Origin of the sequence: Snodgrassella sp. W8132 (assembly GCF_016100865.1) — a bacterium.
GTDB classification, from domain to species: domain Bacteria; phylum Pseudomonadota; class Gammaproteobacteria; order Burkholderiales; family Neisseriaceae; genus Snodgrassella; species Snodgrassella alvi.
In genome coordinates this window covers 373,194-394,809 of record NZ_JACFRQ010000001.1, presented here as the reverse complement: position 1 = coordinate 394,809, position 21,616 = coordinate 373,194, and the positions used below count along the sequence as shown (strand labels likewise).

Sequence of the window (21,616 nt, the reverse complement as noted above, 5' to 3'; positions counted from 1 at the left end):
GCCACAATTAATCCTCAGTAAATTCGGGTGAATGGATAACACAATCCATATTAACCTAAATTATTTATTCTACAAAAATGTCAGACATTCGTCCAAGTCAGTAAACAGCTTTGATGATTTAACATTTCACTAAACCTGTTATCATGACTTTAAATTTGTTTGTACATTAATATAGAATATCTGTGTCATTCAAGGCATAGGATGAAATTTCAGTTTCACGCTACAATAGCAGACATAAACAGACTGCAAAAACTGACATATGTTTTAACTTTCTGAAACAGGACTGATTTTGGTATATTTCACGCAGAAGCGCTTGCAATGGCTGTTTTTAAGTATGTTACTGTCGTCCATTACCTCCATGGTGTGGGCTGTGAGCCTGCCAGTAGACAGTGATGATACTGATGATGATATTCCGCCACCCAAAACCGGCCTGCTGCACAGATTACTGCACGGGCAGGAATCTGAGGAAAAAAAACAGCCTCAGACACCAAAAAGCCCTCGAGTTCCTGTAACCATAGATATTAACAATTCATCCTTAAAAAAACTGATTAATGATCATCTACCTTTGATTACTCAGCAATTGATTGAAGATCTGGATGATGAGCAGCTCAGTTTTCTGGCAGAAGAAGCACCGCAGCAAACGCAAACCATGCTGGAAACTCAAGGATACTTCAATGCTGAAGTTAATCTGGAGAAACAAAGTAATAGTTACATTATCCATATAAAGCCCGGTCCTCTGACCCATATTGAAAATGTCGACGTTTCTCTGATTGGTGACGTAACCAGTGATGATAATTTGACCAACTATTACAAAACTGCTATTGATAACTGGGTGCTGCCTGTAGGTGACCCGTTTACTCAGAGTAACTGGTCAGCAAGTAAATCTTCTGTTCTCAGCGCTATTGTGCGCAAAAAATATCCGCTGGCAACCATTAGCGCCAGCCGTGCAACTATTGATCCGCAAAAAAATAAGGCTGAACTGTCTCTCACAATTGACAGTAAGCAGCCTGTATACTTTGGTGATATTCACGTTAGCGGAAATGAACGATATCCTGTTTCAATCGTCACCGGTATGGCCGGTTTTGCTTCTGGCTCTCCCTATGATCTGGACAAACTTCTGGACTATCAGCAGGCACTGGAACAGGACAGCCATTATGGTAATGCCGTAGTCAGTGCAGATTTCGACCATATGGAAAATAATCAGGTGCCGGTTCTGGTGAAAATCAGTGAAATGCGCCGCCAGAAGCTGACCTTTGGTTTACGTTATGACACCAAAAACGGTCCGGGTTTTCGTGGTGGGTATGACCACTATAATGTTTTTCATAAAGGTTTTGTCGGTTCAACCTTGCTGGATACAGACCGCTATGAAACTACTTTCGGTTTAGGTCTGAGCCAGCCGCGTGACAATCGCGGTCACTACTGGACCAGCAATCTTAACTATACCTACTCTACTGTCCAGCATCTGGAAAGCCGCGCTCTATCCAGCGGGATGTGGAAAGTTCGAGACCGTGACGGAATTGATTCGCGGATCGGGATTGAATACGTTACTGAAAGCAGCAAAATTGAAAACGGACCTAATCTCGGACACAGCTATGCCACCATGGTGACAGCTTCATGGAAACGTCAGAACATAGAAACCCAGCTGCGACCGGCTAATGGTTATTATCTGGAAGGCAAAGTCGGCACCACTCTGGGCAAACTGATATCATCGGCATCCATGCAAAGAATAACAGCCAGTGGCGGCTACTATTTCACCCCTGAAAACAAAAAATACGGAACATGGTTTTTACGCAGCCAGATTGGCTATGTACATACCGGTGATGCAGTAAACGTACCTTCTGTGCTGATGTTCCGTGCCGGTGGCGCCAATAGCGTACGTGGTTATGAAATAGACAGTATCGGTATTAAAAGCTCACATAATTCAGTGTTACCTAACCGTACGCTGGCTGTAGCCAGTGTTGAATACCAGATTCCAGTGTATAAGGATTTTTCTCTGGCGCTTTTTCATGATGCCGGTTCGGTATCGAAAAACTTCAGCGACATGCAATGGCGTCATGGCAGCGGATTCGGAGTACGCTGGTTTAATCCGGTTGCCCCGTTTGCCTTTGATATAGCCTATGGCCATCATGATGAAAAATGGCGCTGGTCTATCAGTTTGGGAACTAAATTCTAATGGCTGAAACCACTATCAACTCAGGCGAAACACCAGTTCCCGCCACGCCGCCTTCCGTACCCCCGCGTAAACCACGCTGGAAATCATGGCTGAAAACCAGTCTGTATTCTCTTCTGGCTTTGTTTATTATTATTGTGGCACTATTATGCTGGCTGATTGGTACAGAATCCGGTCTGCGTTTTGGTGTACATACTGTCCCGAAATGGTTTGGTGTGCACATCCAGACAAAAAATCTGACTGGTAGTATCTGGCGCGGGTTTTCCGGCACAGATATTCACGTCAGCCATCGCGATTTTGACTTATCCATAGATAAAGTACGTCTTGACTGGAACAATCGTGAATTATGGCGACGTCGCTTCCACGTACGGCTGCTCGATGTTGGTAAAATTAATTATACAGACCATAGTGTACCCAAACCCAAGCCCGTTCCTACCCTACCCAACAGCATCAGCGTGCCATTACAAGTTATTATTGATAACATTCAGCTTGGTGGATTCACACTGGGTAAAAAAGAAACGCCAGTTTTACTTGCCAGCCAGGCCAGCTACACTTTTGACTATCACAAACATCAGCTTATTCTCAGTGAGCTGAATACACCATGGCAGAACATTCACGGCAATGCAGCTATTACTACTCAGACACCCTTTATACTGAGCGGACAGCTGAACGGTAGCGGCACTCTTGATAAAACTGCGGTTGAAAGTGCTGCACTCATCAAAGGCAGTCTGCAACAGCCAGATATATTTGCCCGCCTGGACGGCGGAAATATTCATTTCCGTACCCATGCCATCATCAGACCGTATGCACTGCAACTCAATCATAAAATCATCAGCCTGAATCTTCAAAGCCGCCATATTAATCCGGCTGCTTTTAATGCAAACTTACCATTTGCCGATCTGAATCTCAATTTAGATCTGGCACCCGTAAACAACGGCAAAGGTCAGCTTGCCGGACATATTAAGCTTGGGAATGAACAGCCACTGGCCTACAACGATGCCAAACATGGCGGTTTACCTGTACGCAGTATTGAAGGTGACATTAACATCGATAATAACGGCAAACTTATCTTACCGGCATTAACTACACGTCTGCTTCAGCAGGGACAAATCATCACCCGCGGAAATATCGATAGTGCATCCAGACAACTCGATATCAACAGCCAATTATTACGTATTTACGCCAGCGATGCTCTGGCTACACCACTACCCGGTTCACTTAATGGTCATATTCGTGTATCCGGTAGTTTCAACGGCCTGATTACCCAATGGCTTCTGTCCAGTGAAAAAGGCAACAGCGAAGGTTCGATTCAGATTATTACTGATGAACAGAAACATCAGCAAACCCTGATACTCGATAAACTGAACATCACCCCCAATGGCGGCGGCAGCTTTAATGCCAAAGGCAGTCTGGCACTGTATCAGAATAAAGCAATCCAGCTGGCCATCAACAGCAACAATTTTAATCCCGCCAAAGTTAATTCAGATTTTCCGGCAGGCAGTATCAACGGACATATCAACGTTAACGGACAATTGGGACAACAACCTGCCATTCAGGCAGACATGCTCTGGCATAACAGCATTCTTTCCGGCGCACCTCTTTCAGGCAAAGCTGTCATCCGCTATCGCAATCAGCATCTGGAACAGGCCAATATTAACCTCAATGCCGGCCCGAACCGGATAGTTACCAATGGCAGTTTTGGTAAAAAAGGTGACAAGCTCAATCTTGATATCAATGCACCCAATCTGGGATTATTTGGATTAGGCATGAAAGGTTTGCTCAGCACCAAAGGCTTTATCGCCGGAGAACCCAAAAAAATTACAGCAAATCTTACTGGTGCGGCACGCAACCTGCAAATTGCTCAACTACTTAACATTAATCAGCTGGATTTTAAACTTGTTGGTTCACCTGATATTAATCAGCCATTACTGGTTAACCTGAATGCAGATCATATCAGCATCGCCGGCAGCACCAGCGAAAAACCCACGATCATTAACAGTACCGACATCAAAATCAATGGCCGCGGCAGCCAGCATCAGCTTCAGGGTAGCAGTAATCTGACTCTGGATGGCAAAGCTTACCATTTTAATCTCAATGCGCATGGTGGTCTGGACCAGCATTATCAGTGGCGCGGGCGAGTTAATGCTCTGGATATAAGTGGCGCACTTAATTTGAAACTGCTCAATCCTATACAGCTTGAGGCCGGAACCGAGCATGTCAGCATGCAAAATGCACGCTGGGCTGCATTGAATGGTAACTTAACTCTGAATAATCTGAACTGGGATAAAGATAAAGGTCTGATTACCCGTGGTTCAGCCAGCAATCTGGCTTTGCACGAATTACACAACGTCATAGAATTACCCGTAGAGCAAAACCTGATCATTGGTGGCGACTGGAACTTCAGTTACAGTCGCCACATGCAGGGCTATCTTAAACTATACCAGCAGGGCGGTGACATTACCCTGCCACAGCATCAGCAGAAACTTGGCTTACAAAATGTACGTCTGGATGCACAATTCCAGAACGGTCATATCAATAATCATCTGAGTGGTATTACCCGTTATGGAACTACAGATGCCACACTGGTTATTACTCCTGACAATAACGGCAAAGTCAGTACTGCCCCCATCAGCGGGCGTATAAAACTTGATAGCCCGGATCTGAGCACTATTCGCAATCTTCTTCCCATTGGTATGCAGCTTAAGGGCAATATGCATGCCGAAGCCGGTATCAGCGGACATCTGAATGAACCTCTGCTTAATGGTACGCTTACCGGTAATAACCTTTACTACCGAGATCAGGCCAACGGTACTATTCTTGAAAATGGCAACCTTAAAAGCCACTTTCAGGGGCGGCGCTGGTTAATTGACAATCTTAGTTTTGCGCGCCGTGATGGAACTATTAAACTCAGTGGCGTAGTAGATATGACCAAACTCACTCCAGATATTAACGTTACTGCCCACTTTGACCATTACAACATTTTTGATCAGATAAACCGTCGCCTTACCATAAGCGGAAATACTCAGCTACTGTATACTATTGCACACGGAATTGTTCTGAACGGCAAACTAAAAGTCGATAAAGGCCTCTTTGGTATGCAAAAATCAGGAATGCCACAGTTAGATGACGATGTTGTCGTACTGGGTCGCGAAAAGACAGCAGAACAGCAACGCCCTACACCGATCCGGCTCAATCTCGATTTAGACATGAATGATGCTTTCCGTTTCAGTGCTGAAGGGATTGATGTTCTGCTTGGCGGTCAGCTTACCGCTACTGCCAATCCGGGCAGCACAGTTCAAATTGTTGGTACAGTAAACGTTGTTCGCGGACAATATAAAGCTTACGGACAGGATCTGGTTATTCAGCATGGCAGTACCATTTCTTTCGTAGGTCCGATGGATAATCCCAATTTGAAAATACGTGCCAAACGCCGTTATTCACAAGTTGGTGCGGGTGTTGAAGCACTCGGACGGCTGGATAGCCCGCGTATTAATCTGATAGCCAATGAAGCCATGAGTGAAAAAGACAAACTATCGTGGCTGATACTCAATCGTCCCAGCAGCGGCAGCGCCGGTGACGAAGCCGCCATTGCAGCTGCGGCCAGTGCCTGGCTTGCCGGAGGCCTGAATGACAAGCTTGGTTTACTTGACGAAATCGGCCTTACCAGCCAGCAAACCCGAAATAGTCAGACTGGCGAAATGAATCCTGCAGAACAGGCCATCACAATCGGTAAACATCTATCTAACAATCTTTATATCAGCTATCTGTATGGAATTGAAAGTGCGACCCAGACTGTCAGCATTACCTATCAGATTAGCCGTGCACTGCAAAGCATTGTGCGCGTAGGTACCGGATCGGCCGGAGGTGAAATCCGCTATACCCACCGTTTTGATTAAATCATCACTGATAAAAATGTTCAGAGTATACAACCGACACATGGTTTAAAATACTCTGAACATTTTATATATTGCTTTAATTATAAAAATAAATAAATTATATTATTTAATTAATTTTATATGTAAATATTTGTTATAATAATTTTATTATGGAAAAAATAGAAAAAATACTCTTGTCAGTGGCTGCCATAGTTTTTAGCGTTTCGATTATAGTTTTAACTCTATCCGATGCGAAATTTATTTTCGGGCTTGCCAAACACGGAAAAGAAACATTAGCTACGGTAATAGATACCAAATCCCAAGACGAAGGACGTGGGATAGTCCTCCATATACTGACAGTAGAATACACCGACAACTATAATAAAACCTATATCAAAAATGATATTAAAACCTATAAAAACTTAAATCCTGGCGATAAAATTACAATTATTTATAATAAATTTTCTCCTCAGGTAGCCGATATCAAAGGCAACCATAACCGTAAAAATAATTTTTCTGCAGAACTATTCGCCTCCTTTATGATTATCATTGCTGCAATTTATTATTATCAGGAATTTAAATTCAATCCAAATTATTGGAAATTTAAAAAAAGATATTAGTATCAGTTTTAGATAAAAAAATAGTGTATTGAATTTACTAACGAGAAACAATATCTTTTTTACTGAATAATTATTTCCTTTAAAGAAACAGAATGAACACATTACAAAATGTGTAGGTTTTTGGTTACCTAGTAGAGACAGAGCAGCTTTACTAATGAATCCTACAGAACAGGTCATCACAATCGACAAACATCTGTCTAATAATCTTTATATCTGTTATCTGTATGGAATTGAAAGTGCGACCCAGATCATCAGCATCATCTATCAGATTAGCCGTGCACTGCAAAGCATTGTGTGCATAGGTACCGGATCGGCCGGAGGTGAAATCCGCTATACCCGCCGTTTCGATTAAGTCATCACTGATAAAAATGTTCAGAGTTCACAACCGGCACATGGTTTAAAATACTCTGAACATTTTATATACTACTTGAATTGTAAAAATAAATAAATTATATTAGTACAATGAATTTTATATATAAATATCTGTTATTAGCTCCTTATTATGAAAAAAATAAACAAAATAATAATAATATCCTGCTATATCAGCTTTATAGTCCTTACCGCACTATATATGGCTGTAACTTTCTCCGATGCGAAAATTATTTTCGGACTTGCCAGACATGGGGAAGAAACATTAGCTACGATAGTAACTAGCGAATCCTATGTCTATAGAAATCGTGAATATTATTTAGTAACAGCCGAATTTACTGATAAATATAATAAAACTTATATTACAAATACTATCAAAACCGAAAATAGCTTGAAGCCTGGCGATAAAATTACAATTATTTATAATAAATTTTCTCCTCAAGTTGCCGATCGCAAAGACAACAGTTTGCGCAAAAAGAAATTTAATATAAATTTATATATTTGCTTTATTTTTATTATTCTTACAATTCAAGGGTATCAGGAATTCAAATCCAGTCCAAATTTTTGGAGATCCAAAAGAAAATATAAGCATAAGCTTTAAGTAAAAATTTAATACAAAATAAATAATCTTTTTTCTAAAGATATTAGCTTATATTCTTGAAAAAAATCCAATCTATTCCAATTTAACTTTTATCAGACATAATTCCAGGTTTATAATAATTATTTCAGCAGATACATAAACTTATTACTGACACCTGTGTCTACTGAAAATGCCAATTAAGTAACAATCTGCAATTATTTAAACCTATTTTCTGTCTTAAAACGACCAACAACAGTAAACCACTCAGCCCTCACAAACAGACCCGTCAGCAACAGAAAACTTCCTAATCATTCCAGCATATCAGCAACACCAATTATCGAAATGCTATTGATCCAGTCTCGTCAGTTATAAAAATCGCCATTATCAGAATATTGTGCGCATAGGTACCGAATCAGCCGGAATGAAATTCGTTATATCCGCCGTTTTGATTAAGTCATCACTGATAAAGATGTTCAGAGCACACAACCGACACATGGTTTGAAATACTCTGAACATTTTATATATTGCTTGAATTGTAAAAATAAATAAATTATATTATTTAATTAATTTAATATGTAAATATTTATTATTATTCTTTATATTATGAGTAAAATAGAAAAAATCCTCTTGTTAGTGGTTGCCATATTTTTTAGCTTTAAGATTATAGGTACAACTTTATATGATGCAAAATTACTTTTCATACTTTCCAGATACAGTGAAGAAACATTCGCTACGGTAATAGATTCCAAAGAATCTATCTTTTCCTCAAGAAAAACTGGGGAAGTCTATATACTGACAGTTATATATACCGACAAACACAATAAAACTTATATTACAAATATTCGTAGCGATTATCACTTATCTCCTGGTAATACAATTAAAATTATCTATAGTAAATTTTTTCCTAAAGTAGCAGATATCAAAGGCAATCATAGCCGTAAATTTGAGTTTTATTGTTATTTATTTTTATCTTTTATGATTATTATTACTGCAATTTATTATTATCGAAAATCTAAATCAACTCTGGATTATTGGAAATCTAAAAAAAGATATTAGCATCAGTTTTAAATAAAAAAATTTAGTACAAAATAAATAATCTTTTTTCTAATGAAATTGGCATATATTCCTAAAAAATCCAATCCATTCCAATTAAACCTTTATAACTCTTATCAGACATAAATCCAGGTTTATAATAATTATTTCAGCAGATACATAAAATTATCGCTAGCACCGGCATCTGCTTAAAATGCCATTTAAGTAACAATCTGCAATTATTGAAACCGATTTTCCGTCTTAAAAATGACCACCGCCGGCAACAGAAAACTTCCCAATCATTCCTGCATACCAGCAACACTTATTATCGAAAATAACGCTATTAATCCATTCCCGTCAGTCATTGAAAATCGCCGCTATAAAAATTTTGCCGTGGCATGCTGTATGTATAAAAATGCTGCGACTATACATAGTAACCCCAAAGCAAACTCAGCCTCCATAGTATGAATCTTATCTATCTTAAACATAGTAATTTCTGCCATTCATTCATAAAAAACATGAAAATAGTGTATTGAATTTACTAAAAAGAAACGATATCATTTTTATTCAATAATTATTTCCTTTAAAGAAACAGAATGGACACATTACAAAGCATGTGGGTTTTCCGTTACGTAGTAGAGTTAGGCAGCTTCACTAAAGCAGCTGAATTTATGGATATTTCTACTGCGATGGCCAGTAAACACCTGCATCATCTGGAAAAAAACATACAGGCTAAACTACTCAACCGTACCAGCCGTCGCATCAGCCTTACCGAAGCCGGACAGGAATACTATCATCGCTGCGTAGAAGCACTGGATACACTTACCGAAGCCAAACGTATTGCACAGGCGGGGACAGTCAAACCGCAGGGCTTACTTAAAATTACCGCTCCTAACTGGTGTGCTTCACGTCAGTTTAGTGAAATTCTGTCAGAATACCGGCAGCAATTTCCGGAAGTAAGTTTATCCATCAACCTGGACAGCCGGCGTACCGATCTGGTTGCAGAGGGTATCGATCTTGCTTTACGTGTCACCAATAACCCTGAACCCAATCTCATTGTTAAACCCATTACCCGCATTGATTTTTTATGGGTAGCCAGCCCGAAATATCTGCAAAAATACGGCATGCCGCATACTGTAGCAGACCTGAAACAGCATTATGGACTGTTACCACAATACGTTCATCTTGATTTACCGCTTATTCCTGCCTGTACCAGTAACAGTGCTCTGCTAATACACAAGATGGCGCTTAATCATATGGGACTGGCATACTTGCCTGAATGGATGGTAAGAGAAGATATACAACAAAAACGTTTAGAAATCATCGAACACATCGCTTGTCCGGAAAGCCATACACTGTATGCAGCCTATATGAATCGTGAATTTCTCAGCGCTAAAGTGCGCAGTTTTATTGATTTTCTGGCAGAAAAATTTGAAACTGCTAAAAACCGCTAAAATCCAATAAAAAGTCTAAGGGGAGAACAATATGCTCAGCCACGATAATGCCATCAGCTTTTTACAGCAATTATTTCGCTATACTATCGAAGAAGCCAGTCCGGTGAATAAAATGAGTAACTGGTTACCACAGACCAATCCATGCGGACGAGTGATAGTTGTCGGTGCAGGCAAAGCTGCTGCTGCCATGGCGGCTGAATGGGAAAGAATCTGGCCGCAAGACTATCCGCCATTATCCGGTGTCGTTGTTACCCGCTACGGACACACTACCCCTACAAAGCACATCAAAGTACTCGAAGCCAGTCATCCCCTGCCGGACACTGCCGGACAGGCTGCTGCTCAGGCCTTACTTAATGCTGTTAGCGGACTAAATCCGCACGATCAGGTATATTATCTCGTTTCCGGCGGTGCTTCCGCTCTAACCACACTGCCTGTTAGCAGCATTACACTGGCTGATAAGCAATATATTAATCGCCAGTTACTTAGTAATGGTGTTCCCATAGACGCCATGAATACACTGCGGAAACATCTTTCTCGCATCAAAGGCGGTCGACTGGCTGCCGCAGCAGCACCAGCACATATCACCACTCTGGCTATTTCAGATGTAGTTGGTGATGATATCAGTACCATAGGCTCTGGCGCAGGTGTGCCCGATCCTACCACGCTGGCTGATATTAAACGTATCGTAAATCAATACCAAATCGACCTCCCCGCAAGTGTTATCACCTATTTAAACAAAGCTGATGCAGAAACACCTAAAAATCTTCCAAACAGCAGTGCTCACATAATTATTAACCCTGATCAGGTATTTACTGCCGTGCAAAATTGGGCAATCAATCAGGAAGTTGAAGTACTGTATCTGGGAGACCGTATAGGTGGCGAAGCACGGGAGGTGGCTCAGGTGATGGCCGGAATCGCTCTATTTCAGCAAAACCGGCATCAACGCAGTAAACCTTTGCTGATTCTCAGCGGTGGAGAAACCACTGTTACCCTGAACCGGCAACAAGGACGCGGCGGTCGTAACACTGAATTTTTACTAGCACTGGCTATTGCTCTGAATGGAGCAAACAATATTTATGCACTGGCGGCCGATACAGATGGTATTGATGGCAGCGAAGATAATGCCGGAGCATGGATAACACCTGATACATTACTCCGTGCTGAACAGGGCCGAATATCAGCACACGACATGCTGAATAATCATAATGCATATGATTTTTTTAGCACAACCGGACAACTACTGGTGACAACCCCGACATTAACCAATATTAATGACTTTCGTGCGATCTTAGTGCTGTAAATTAAATAATAGTAAAAACTAACCTGATAAATTGTTGTTAATAAATAATATATTTTTATCAGACATACAGTAGTTAATTGCTCTAAACTATACAGATTTACTCATTTCTGAATTTTTCCGCGCGCAAAATCTACTGCCATAGTGACAGCTGCTTTGGCTTGCGGACTATTTTTCCAGCAGCTGCTGCCAACCAGACTGGCTGCCTGCTCAGTGATATCCTGCGGGTTTGCAAGGGCAAGCTTATCCAATGAATCAATACCCATCTGCTCCAGACGCATAATTACCTTTTCTCCTACCCCTTTTACAGTAAGCAAAGCCGCTTTTTCAGTTTCAGTAAATGCCATTTATTTCCCTTTTATGAATATAATAACTTCAATATGATTTAAAATACTATAAATATCAGTCACAAAGCAAACTGAAAAATAATCAGATTCAATCTTAAAACAGTCAGTTCTTAATACTCATTTTGATAAAAGTATTCAGGCAATAAAATCAGTATTTAGCTTGTCCCTGTCTGATTCAGACCTGAAAAAAGCGAGTACTCAACTCGCTTTTTTACATAATATTCAGAACCATTGTCCGAAACGGCGAATATACCAGCGTTTCACTATCTGAGTCACAATACAGTAACAACCCAGTGTCAGTACCAGCCAGGGGAAATATTGCCATGGCAGCGGTACCAGCCCGATCCAGCTGCTAATCGGCGAAAACGGAATATAAATACCAATAGCCATAATTAACCCTGTCATCAGCAATACCGGTAAAGCAGCAGTACTTTGTACAAACGGTATTCTGCGGGTACGCAGCATATGTACTACCAGAGTCTGTGACAATAAACCTTCTACAAACCAGCCGGAATGAAACAGATTCTGCACTTCTGGCGCATTAGCATGGAACACAAACCACATCAGCGCAAAAGTACTGATATCAAATATAGAGGAAATAGGACCGATAAACAGCATAAAACGGCTGATATTGGATACATCCCATTTACGCGGTTTACGCAAAAATTCCTCATCCATTTTATCCCATGGCAGTGATAGCTGAGAAAAATCATACAGAAGATTCTGAATCAGTAACTGAATAGCCAGCATAGGCAGAAATGGCAGGAACGCACTGGCAAACAATACAGAAAACACATTGCCAAAATTAGAGCTGGCAGTCATATTCAGATATTTAATAATATTGCCAAAAGTTTCACGTCCTTTGATTACGCCCTCTTCCAATACCATCAGACTTTTTTCCAGCAGAATAATATCAGCCGATTCCTTAGCAATATCAGTAGCTGTATCCACAGAAATACCGACATCGGCATCGCGCAGAGCCGGAGCATCATTGATACCGTCACCAAGAAAACCGACTGTATGTCCGTTTTCCTGAAGCAGACGAATAATGCGTGATTTCTGTAATGGTGTAAGTTTAGCAAATACAGTGTGTTTTTCCAGCAGAGGTTTCAGTTCCTCATCACTTAGAGCCTCAATTTCACTACCTAGTAAAGGCTGTCCGGCTTCAATTCCTACTTCATAACAAATCTTACGGGTAACAATCGCATTATCACCAGTTAAAACCTTAACAGCCACACCATTTTCACTCAGCGCAGCAATAGCCTGTGCAGCACTGTCTTTCGGCGGATCAAGAAATGTCAGAAAGCCGAACAGAGTAAGCTCAGTTTCATCAGCAACTGCATATTGTGCTTTCTGGGCTTCAGCAGTAATGTATTTTTTACCAATCGCCAGTACCCGAAAGCCTTCCTTATTATAGCTTTCAGCTAAAGCCAGCAATTGTTCCCGCCGCGCTGCATCTAATGGCAAATATTCTCCGTGCTCATAAACACGGCTGGAAATAGACAGCATTTCTTCCACTGCGCCCTTACAAATCAGCACATGGCGCTGTTCTTCATCCTGTAAAACCACAGATAAACGCCGGCGAATAAAATCAAACGGTAATTCATCAATTTTATGATAACCACCATCGCTGATACCCGCCCTGTTTTCAGGCTCCTGTGCAAAACGCACAATGGCTTTATCCATCAGATTTTTCATACCGCTCTGATAGGAACTGTTTAACCAGGCCAGTTGCAAAACTTCACTATCATTATTGCCATGAATATTCGTGTAATGCTCAAGAATAATTTTATCCTGAGTTAATGTACCGGTTTTATCTGTACATAAAATATCCATTGAACCGAAATTCTGAATAGCACTCAGGCGTTTTACCACTACCTTACGCCGTGCCATGGCCATAGCACCTTTAGCCAGATTGGCACTGACAATCATGGGCAGCATCTCAGGAGTCAGCCCGACAGCAACAGCAAGTGCAAACAGGGCAGCATCACCCCAGTCTCCCTTAGTGAAGCCATTAATCAGCAACACCACCGGTACCAGAACCAGCATAAAACGAATCAGCAGATGGCTTACACTGTTTACACCGCGATCAAACGCAGTCTGGCTGCGTGTACCGACAATGGATTTGGCCAGAGAGCCAAAATAGGTATCATTTCCTGTTGCCACAACCACAGCTTTAGCCGTACCACTGACAATATTAGTACCCATAAAGCAGATATTTTCTGCATCCAGCGGATCAGCTAATAATGGCTGCTCTTCAATAGCTAGCGAGCTATTCATGCCAAGAGTATCAGATTTCTCTACCGGAATAGACTCACCGGTCAGTACGGCCTGACTGATAAACAAATCACGTGATTCAATCAGACGCACATCAGCCGGTACCATATCGCCGGCAGATAACAAAATAATATCTCCCGGTACTACTTCTTTAATCGGTACTTCAAGCTGTTCTGCATTGATATCTCTATGGCTGCGGCGCACTACTGTAGCAGTGGTGCTGATCATGGATTTCAGCGCCTGTGCAGCCTTATTGGAACGATATTCCTGCCAGAAACTGAGTACACCACTGAGCAGAACCATTACCAGAATTATTGTAATACCGCTCACACTGGTTTCTTCGCCATTATGCAAAGGAATCAGATAATCAGTGAAAAAGCTTACCAAAGCCAGCGCCAGTAAAACAAAAATAAACGGATTTTTAAAGGCTAGTAATAATTGCAGCCAGACTGATGGTGCTTTATCGTGCACTACATCATTATTGCCAAAACTGATCAGTCTTTCTTTAACATCCTGCTCAGTCAGACCATTTAAACTGGTCTGTAAATTAGACAGCGTACGGTCAAGACTATTGCGGGACTCCAGCACAGCCTTGATTACTACTGGTTGAGAAATGATTTTTTTGAATTTTTTCATAAACAGTACCTCACCGACCATGATGTTTCCCGGTCGGCAGATACTGTTAACCCGGAAACATCAACGGCCTTGTTGCAGTTGTTGTTTTAATAAAATAAACGGTCGACTCGAATCTTCTTCCATTGTTTTATTCCCGGTTAAATAATCAGATACCTAATAAATAGAATTAAGCACACCTTACTGAAATAACAGCCTTCCCTTCTTTATTCCGTCTGAATAACTAAAAAATCTGAAAGACAGCAATATTTCAGCAAGATAGCGTTTATACATATTTGTGATGTCAGCGTCAATTATATTTACGCTATACAAAACAAAAAACAATATTATTCACAATATATAATATTAATAACAATAATACGCACATAAAACAGACAAATTTAAAAATAAATATACGCAGCAAAATAGCAATAAAATTATGCTATTAACATAATAATCAAATTAGAAAAGACTGCTCTGTTTTACGTTCAGATAATCATATAACGGTTTAGGGATACCATACGCATTCAGATTATCAGCTGATACCCATTCACCAGTTATTGCAGAAGATGCAGCATCCTGCCCGGTATTTATCTGAGCAGCAAAAGGCAGAATATGCAATTGACGATGAGTTAAACGATGACTGAATTCAATACCTTCTGTTAAATCTTCAGCAGTACAACCAAATTTTGCTGCAAGTTGATACAAATCATCCAGACTGTCTGCACATGGTACACACCATAAACCACCCCATATTCCTTTGGCAGAACGTTTATGTAAAAATATCGCACCATCACAGTTACGTAAAACCAGCCAATATAGCGATAAATTTTTTACACTTACAGCTTTTTTCTTACGCGGTAATTCAGCAATACGGTTCTGGGCATATGCCTGACACAGATCGTTCATCGGACATGAACAGCATATTGGCTTACTGCGCTTACATACCGTTGCTCCCAAATCCATCAACCCCTGAATATAAGCCGGCATATCTGCTGCATTAAGTGGCAGCAAGGCTTCTGCTTTGCGCCAGAGCTGATCTTCAAAAGTTTTATTCGCAATATCACCGTCCAGAGCAAAAACCCGGCACAATACCCGCTTTACATTACCATCCAGAATGGTTTCGCGTGCATCAAAGCAAAATGCAGCAATCGCTGCTGCCGTACTGCGACCTACACCACATAAAGATTGTAATTCCACACGACTGTGTGGAAAATTTCCCGAAAATTCAGATATAACTTGCCTGGCAGCCTTATGCAAATTGCGTGCACGACTGTAGTAGCCCAGCCCTTGCCACAAACCCAGCACTTCATCTTCATCAGCCGCCGCCAGTGCCCGGACATCAGGAAATGCAGCCAGAAAGCGCGGATAATAATCAAGTACCGTGGACACCTGCGTTTGCTGCAACATAATTTCCGATAACCATACCTTATATGGTTCACGACACTGCCATGGCAGACCATGCCGGCCATGCTGATGCTGCCAGCTTACCAGACGAGGAGCAAACTCCGCCTCCCGCACAGCTTGTTTATTCATAACACCCTAATTTAACATAAAAATCATGATAAGCCTGAATAATTCAGGTAATAAACTAATATGGGTGATTATAGACATAAAACAAGAATCTGCTTTAGAAAAGCAAAATTATTTCATAATCATAAACAGAGAAATATTATAAATACGGTGAAATTTCATGATATAAAATTTAAATAACAGTGACTACTTATTAAAATCTACTGTTAAAAAATTTCAGAATTCATAGTTTTAAAATAAAAAATAATATCCATGATAACCAATATGGTTTTATTTCAATTGATTGTATATTTCACATGCTTCCTGATTACCATTTTTACAGCTCTTACCGAATAATTCTTTAGCTATCCGTTTATTTTGTTTGACACCGGTACCATTCAAAAACATATAGGCCAGATTATACTGAGCATCTGCATTTTCCTGTTTAGCCGCCAGCTGATAATATCTGGCTGCTTTTGCAAAGTCCTGTTTCACTCCTTCACCATTCTCATACATATTAGCTAAGCTATTTTGTGAGAACGAATCTCCCTGGTCGGCAGCCAATTGGTAGTATTTTAATGATTTTATAAAATCTTGTTTAACACCCTCTCCCTCCCTATACAAATACCCCAAATGAGCCTGAGCACCAATTTTTCCCTGATCTGCCGCTAATTGAAAATATTTGACAGCCTCTTCATAATTCTGTTCTATCTCTGTACCTTTGAAATACATTAATCCCATATTATATTGCGCAGCTGCCAAGCCCTTTTTAGCAGCAAGACGATAACACTGAGCAGCTCTCTGATAATCTTGTTCAATACCCTTACCATTAAACAACATCAGCCCTAAATTATAGATAGCGTAAGAATACCCTTTTTTGGCTGCCAGTTTATAATATTTAACTGATTTAGAATAATCAGCCGGGACAATCTGACCAAACTCATAAATTACACCCAGATTATATTGTGCAATTGCATTACCCTGATCAGCCGCTAATTTATAATATTTAATAGCTTCGGTATCATTTTGTTCAATACCACCATAGCCATATCTGTAATATGCACCAAGATTAAATAGTGCTTCCGGACTGTTCTTTAATGCTGCAAGATGAAAGTACTTTAAGGCTTGTTTGTGATTCTGTTTGACGCCTGAACCTTCGCTATACATCATACCCAGATTAGTCAGAGCATCGGCATGTCCTTGTTTAGCAGCCAGTTGATAATACTTAAATGCCTGCGCAAAATTTTGTTCTACCCCTATACCATTATAGTAAACATATCCTAAATGAAACTGTGCATTTATATTTCCTCTATCAGAGGCTAGCTGATAATAATATATAGCTTTATCATAATCCTGCTGAAGACTATTACCTTTTTCATACATGTTTGCCAGACTGAGCAAAGCATCTTCATTCCCTTGTTCAGCAGATAACCGGCAATAATAAAATGCCTTTGTAAAATCCTGTTTTACTCCTTCTCCATAGTAATACATCACGCCTAAATTATATTGAGCACCACTATCACCTTGTTCAGATGCTAACTTAAAATAGTTAAAAGCATTAATATAATTCTGCTCAACGCCTGCACCCTTGTAATACATTAATCCAACAGTAAATTGGGCATTAACATCTCCTTTTTTTGCCGCTTCCAGAACACATAAAAAATTATCTGAACTTTTTGTTTCCATCTTCTTATTATTCCTTTTACAGTAAGCTTTTAAACTTTTTCAGAATATTTTTATCTGCAAATATAAATAACCTCAATCACAGAGATCAATAATAAAAAAGTTATATAGCATTCAGACATCATCAAAGATTTTTGTACTACTTTTTTATAAATTTTCTGAAAATACTTTTATTTCTTTATTCCAAAACCATTTTCTTCATAAGCTCCAGATTATGCTGAGCTCCAGAGTGTCCTTGTTCTGCCGCCAGATTAAAGTACTCATATGCCTCTGCATAATTTTGCTCTGCTCCTTCACCATTTATATACATAAAACCCAGAGCAAATTGTGCATCACTATTTCCTTGTTCCGCAGCTGGCTTATAATATTCAAGACTTTTAATGAAGCTTTGTTCTACACCTTTACCATAATAATACATACTACCTGCATAATATTGAGCGATAGGATTCCCTTGCTCAGCGGCAGCCAGATAATACTCAAATGCTTTTGCATAATTCTGTTCTACACCATCACCGTTTTCATATAAAATACCTAAATTAATTTGTGCATCACTATTTCCCTGTTCTGCAGCCAGCTTATAATATTTATATGCCTCCGCATAATCCTGAGCAACACCTTCACCAGTTTTATAAATATATCCTAAAGTAAATTGTGCCTTACTATTACCCTGTTGCGCTGCTAACTGATAGTATTCAATACTTTTAGTATAATTTTGTTCTACGCCTTTTCCATAGTAATATAAATTAGCTAAGTTATACTGGGCAGTAACATCTCCTTGCGCAGCTGCAGCTGAATAATACTCAACCGCCTTTTCATAATTTTGCTCTACACCATAGCCGTTGTAATATAAAAATCCTAATTTACTTTGGGCAATATCAACTCCCTGTGCAGCTGCAGCCAAATAATACTCAGCTGCCTTTTCATAATTCTGCTCTACACCATAACCATCTTCATACAATATACCTAAATTACTCTGAGCATTTGCATTTCCCTGTGCAGCTGCAGCTGAATAATACTTAGCTGCCTTTTCATAATTCTGCTCTACACCATAACCATCACTATACAATATACCCAGATTACATTGAGCGGAAGCATCCCCCTGTGCAGCTGCAGCCGCATAATATTCAGCTGCCTTTTCATAATTCTGCTCTACGCCATAGCCCTCGCTATACAATAAACCTAAATTGAATTGTGCATCGATATTTCCCTGTTCGGCAGCCAATCTATAGTATTTATATGCTTCTGCATAATTTTGCTCTGTTCCTTCTCCACCCTCATACATAACACCCAGAGCAAATTGTGCATCCGCATTCCCCTTTCGAGCCGCTTCCAGAGTATTTAAAAATTTATCTGATTTTTTAGTTTCCATCTTTTTATTATTCCTTTTACAGTAAGCTTTTAAATTTTTTCAGAATATTTTTATCTGCAAATATAAATAACCTCAATCATAGAGATCAATAATAAAAAAGTTATATAGCATTCAGACATCATCAAAGATTTTTGTACTACTTTTTTATAAATTTTTTGAAAATACTTTTATTTCTTTATTCCAAAACCATTTTCTTGCATAAGCTCCAGATTATGCTGAGCTCCAGAGTGTCCTTGTTCTGCCGCCAGCTTATAGTATTTATATGCCTTTGTATAATTTTGCTCCGTTCCTTCACCATCCTCATACATAAGACCAAGAGCAAATTGTGCATCACTATCTCCCTGTTCCGCAGCTAGCTTATAATATTCAATACTTTTAATATAGCTTTGTTCTACACCTCTACCATAATAGTACATACTACCTGCATAATATTGAGCGATAGGATTTCCTTGCTCAGCGGCAGCCAGATAATACCTAAATGCTTTTTTATAATTCTTTTCTACACCATCACCGTTTTCATATAAAATACCTAAATTAATTTGTGCATCAATATTTCCCTGTTCAGCAGCCAGCTTATAATATTTACATGCCTCTGTATAATTTTGCTCCTTTCCTTCTCCTTTTGCATACATAAGACCCAGAGCAAATTGTGCATCGCTATTGCCTTGTTGCGCAGCTAACTGAAAATATTCAAAGCTTTTAGCGTAATTCTGTTCTCTACCTTTACCGAAATAATACAAATCACCTAAGTTGAATTGTGCATCAATATTTCCCTGTTCTGCTGCAAACTTATAATATTTGTATGCTTCTGCAAAATCTTGTTCTATTCCCCGTCCACATTCATATATAACACCCAGTTTATTTTGGGCATCGCTATTACCCTGTTGCGCAGCTAATTTATAATATTTAATACTTTTAATGTAATTTTGTTCTACACCTTTACCGAAATAATACAAATCACCTAAATTACACTGTCCAGTGGCATTTCCATGCTCAGCAGCTGCTGCAATATACTCAAATGCTTTTGCATAATCCTGTTCTACACCAAAACCATACTTATATAAAATACCTAAATTAATTTGTGCATCAATATTTCCCTGTTCAGCAGCCAGTCTATAGTATTTATATGCTTCAGTATAATCTTGTGCTGTCCCCTCTCCATCTCTGTACATATTACCCAGATGAAATTGCACATCACTATCACCTTGTTGCACAGCTAATCGATAATACTTAATTGCTTTTGCATAATTCTGTTCTACACCCTTACCCTCATAATACAAAGTGCCTAAATTGATTTGTGCCCTAATATTTCCTTGTTCAGCAGCCAGCTTAAAGTATTTATATGCTTCTGCATAATTTTGCTCTGTTCCCTTACCCTTCTCATACATGATACCCAAAGTAAATTGGGCATCACTATTTCCCTGTTCCGCAGCTGACTTATAATATTCAATACTTTTAATGAAGCTTTGTTCTACACCTTTACCATAATAATACATACTACCTGCATAATATTGAGCGCTAGGATTTCCTTGCCCAGCGGCAGCCTGATAACACTCAAATGCTTTTGCATAATTCTTTTCTACACCATCACCGTTTTGATATAAAATACCTAAATTAACTTGTGCATCACTATTTCCCTGCTTGGCAGCCAGCTTATAGTATTTATATGCTTCTGCATAATTTTGCTCTGTTCCCTTACCTTTCTCATACATGATACCCAGAGTAAATTGAGCATCACTGTCACCCTGTTGCGCAGCCAACTGACAATACTCAAAGCTTTTAGTGTAATTTTGTTCTGTACCTTTACCGAAATAATACAAATCACCTAAGTTATACTGAGCAATAGCATCTCCCTGCTTAGCCGCAGCTGCATAACATTCAAATGCTTTTGCATAATCCTGTTCTACACCATCACCATTTTCATACAATAGACCTAAATTATACTGAGCAATAGCATCTCCCTGTGCAGCTGCAGCTGCATAATATTCAGCTGCCTTTTCATAATTCTGCTCTACTCCATAACCCTCACTATAAAATAAACCTAAATTGACTTGTGCTCCAATGTTTCCCTGTTCGGCAGCCAGCCTATAGTATTTATATGCCTCTGCATAATTTTGTTCTGTTTCTTCTCCGTTCTCATACATAAAACCCAGGTTAAATTGGGCATCCGCATCTCCTTTTTGAGCCGCTTCCAGAGTACTTAAAAATTTATCTGATTTTTTTGTTTCCATATACTTATTATTCCTTTTACAAGATTGCTTTTAAAATATTCTCAATTTATTGTATTTATAAAATACAGATAAACCTAAACGCTGATACCAATAACAAAAATAGTCATCATTTTGTATATCATTAGCAATCATTCTTAATATTTGTATTGAGTATAAACAGTGAATATAAAAAATCTGCTTTTAAAATA

14 protein-coding genes are annotated in these 21,616 nt (G+C 39.5%); 8 read left to right on the top strand and 6 right to left on the bottom strand.

Annotated features, from left to right (window positions below; genetic code table 11):
- Positions 1-334 precede the first annotated feature (334 nt).
- The 8 genes from H3U82_RS01800 (at position 335) to H3U82_RS01765 (ending at position 11,400) form a co-directional block, all read left to right on the top strand.
- Complete coding sequence (locus tag H3U82_RS01800; RefSeq protein WP_198208923.1) at positions 335-2,173, top strand: autotransporter assembly complex family protein; 1,839 nt, start codon at positions 335-337, stop codon at positions 2,171-2,173.
- The gene (locus H3U82_RS01795) at positions 2,173-6,066 is read left to right on the top strand and encodes a translocation/assembly module TamB domain-containing protein (protein ID WP_198208921.1); all 3,894 of its coding nucleotides are present in this window, start codon (positions 2,173-2,175) and stop codon (positions 6,064-6,066) included. Before H3U82_RS01800 ends, H3U82_RS01795 begins: the two co-directional genes overlap by 1 nt.
- A 149-nt stretch (positions 6,067-6,215) precedes the next feature.
- Positions 6,216-6,665: a DUF3592 domain-containing protein gene (locus tag H3U82_RS01790; protein WP_198208917.1), complete on the top strand. Its 450-nt coding sequence runs from the start codon at positions 6,216-6,218 to the stop codon at positions 6,663-6,665.
- Between the two features lie 154 nt (positions 6,666-6,819).
- A complete protein-coding gene (locus tag H3U82_RS01785; protein WP_037394507.1) occupies positions 6,820-7,017 on the top strand; it encodes a hypothetical protein in 198 nt (65 codons plus the stop codon).
- Between the two features lie 150 nt (positions 7,018-7,167).
- The gene (locus H3U82_RS01780) at positions 7,168-7,635 is read left to right on the top strand and encodes a DUF3592 domain-containing protein (protein WP_037394511.1); all 468 of its coding nucleotides are present in this window, start codon (positions 7,168-7,170) and stop codon (positions 7,633-7,635) included.
- A 582-nt stretch (positions 7,636-8,217) separates the two neighbouring features.
- Positions 8,218-8,670, top strand: a complete 453-nt coding sequence (locus H3U82_RS01775) for a hypothetical protein (protein WP_084547915.1) — start codon at positions 8,218-8,220, stop codon at positions 8,668-8,670.
- A gap of 572 nt (positions 8,671-9,242) precedes the next feature.
- The gene (locus H3U82_RS01770; RefSeq protein WP_174830424.1) at positions 9,243-10,100 is read left to right on the top strand and encodes a LysR family transcriptional regulator; all 858 of its coding nucleotides are present in this window, start codon (positions 9,243-9,245) and stop codon (positions 10,098-10,100) included.
- Between the two features lie 31 nt (positions 10,101-10,131).
- Entirely contained in the window at positions 10,132-11,400 is a 1,269-nt protein-coding gene (locus tag H3U82_RS01765; RefSeq protein ID WP_198208915.1) for a glycerate kinase, read from the top strand.
- Between the two features lie 101 nt (positions 11,401-11,501).
- On the opposite strand, the gene H3U82_RS01760 is transcribed toward H3U82_RS01765, so the two are convergent.
- From H3U82_RS01760 to H3U82_RS01735, 6 genes are all read right to left on the bottom strand, one after another.
- Positions 11,502-11,744 (bottom strand): helix-hairpin-helix domain-containing protein, encoded by a 243-nt coding sequence (locus tag H3U82_RS01760; protein ID WP_100125874.1) that lies wholly within the window; start codon positions 11,742-11,744, stop codon positions 11,502-11,504.
- 222 nt (positions 11,745-11,966) lie between these two features.
- On the bottom strand, positions 11,967-14,657 hold the full coding sequence (gene mgtA / locus H3U82_RS01755) for a magnesium-translocating P-type ATPase (protein ID WP_232336091.1): 2,691 nt from the start codon (positions 14,655-14,657) through the stop codon (positions 11,967-11,969).
- 438 nt (positions 14,658-15,095) lie between these two features.
- Positions 15,096-16,169: an A/G-specific adenine glycosylase gene (gene mutY / locus H3U82_RS01750; protein WP_198208911.1), complete on the bottom strand. Its 1,074-nt coding sequence runs from the start codon at positions 16,167-16,169 to the stop codon at positions 15,096-15,098.
- 267 nt (positions 16,170-16,436) lie between these two features.
- The gene (locus H3U82_RS01745) at positions 16,437-17,831 is read right to left on the bottom strand and encodes a tetratricopeptide repeat protein (RefSeq protein WP_110414384.1); all 1,395 of its coding nucleotides are present in this window, start codon (positions 17,829-17,831) and stop codon (positions 16,437-16,439) included.
- Between the two features lie 175 nt (positions 17,832-18,006).
- On the bottom strand, positions 18,007-19,197 hold the full coding sequence (locus H3U82_RS01740; RefSeq protein WP_110414385.1) for an SEL1-like repeat protein: 1,191 nt from the start codon (positions 19,195-19,197) through the stop codon (positions 18,007-18,009).
- Between the two features lie 167 nt (positions 19,198-19,364).
- Positions 19,365-21,428, bottom strand: a complete 2,064-nt coding sequence (locus tag H3U82_RS01735) for an SEL1-like repeat protein (RefSeq protein ID WP_198208909.1) — start codon at positions 21,426-21,428, stop codon at positions 19,365-19,367.
- Between the last annotated feature and the right edge of the window lie 188 nt (positions 21,429-21,616).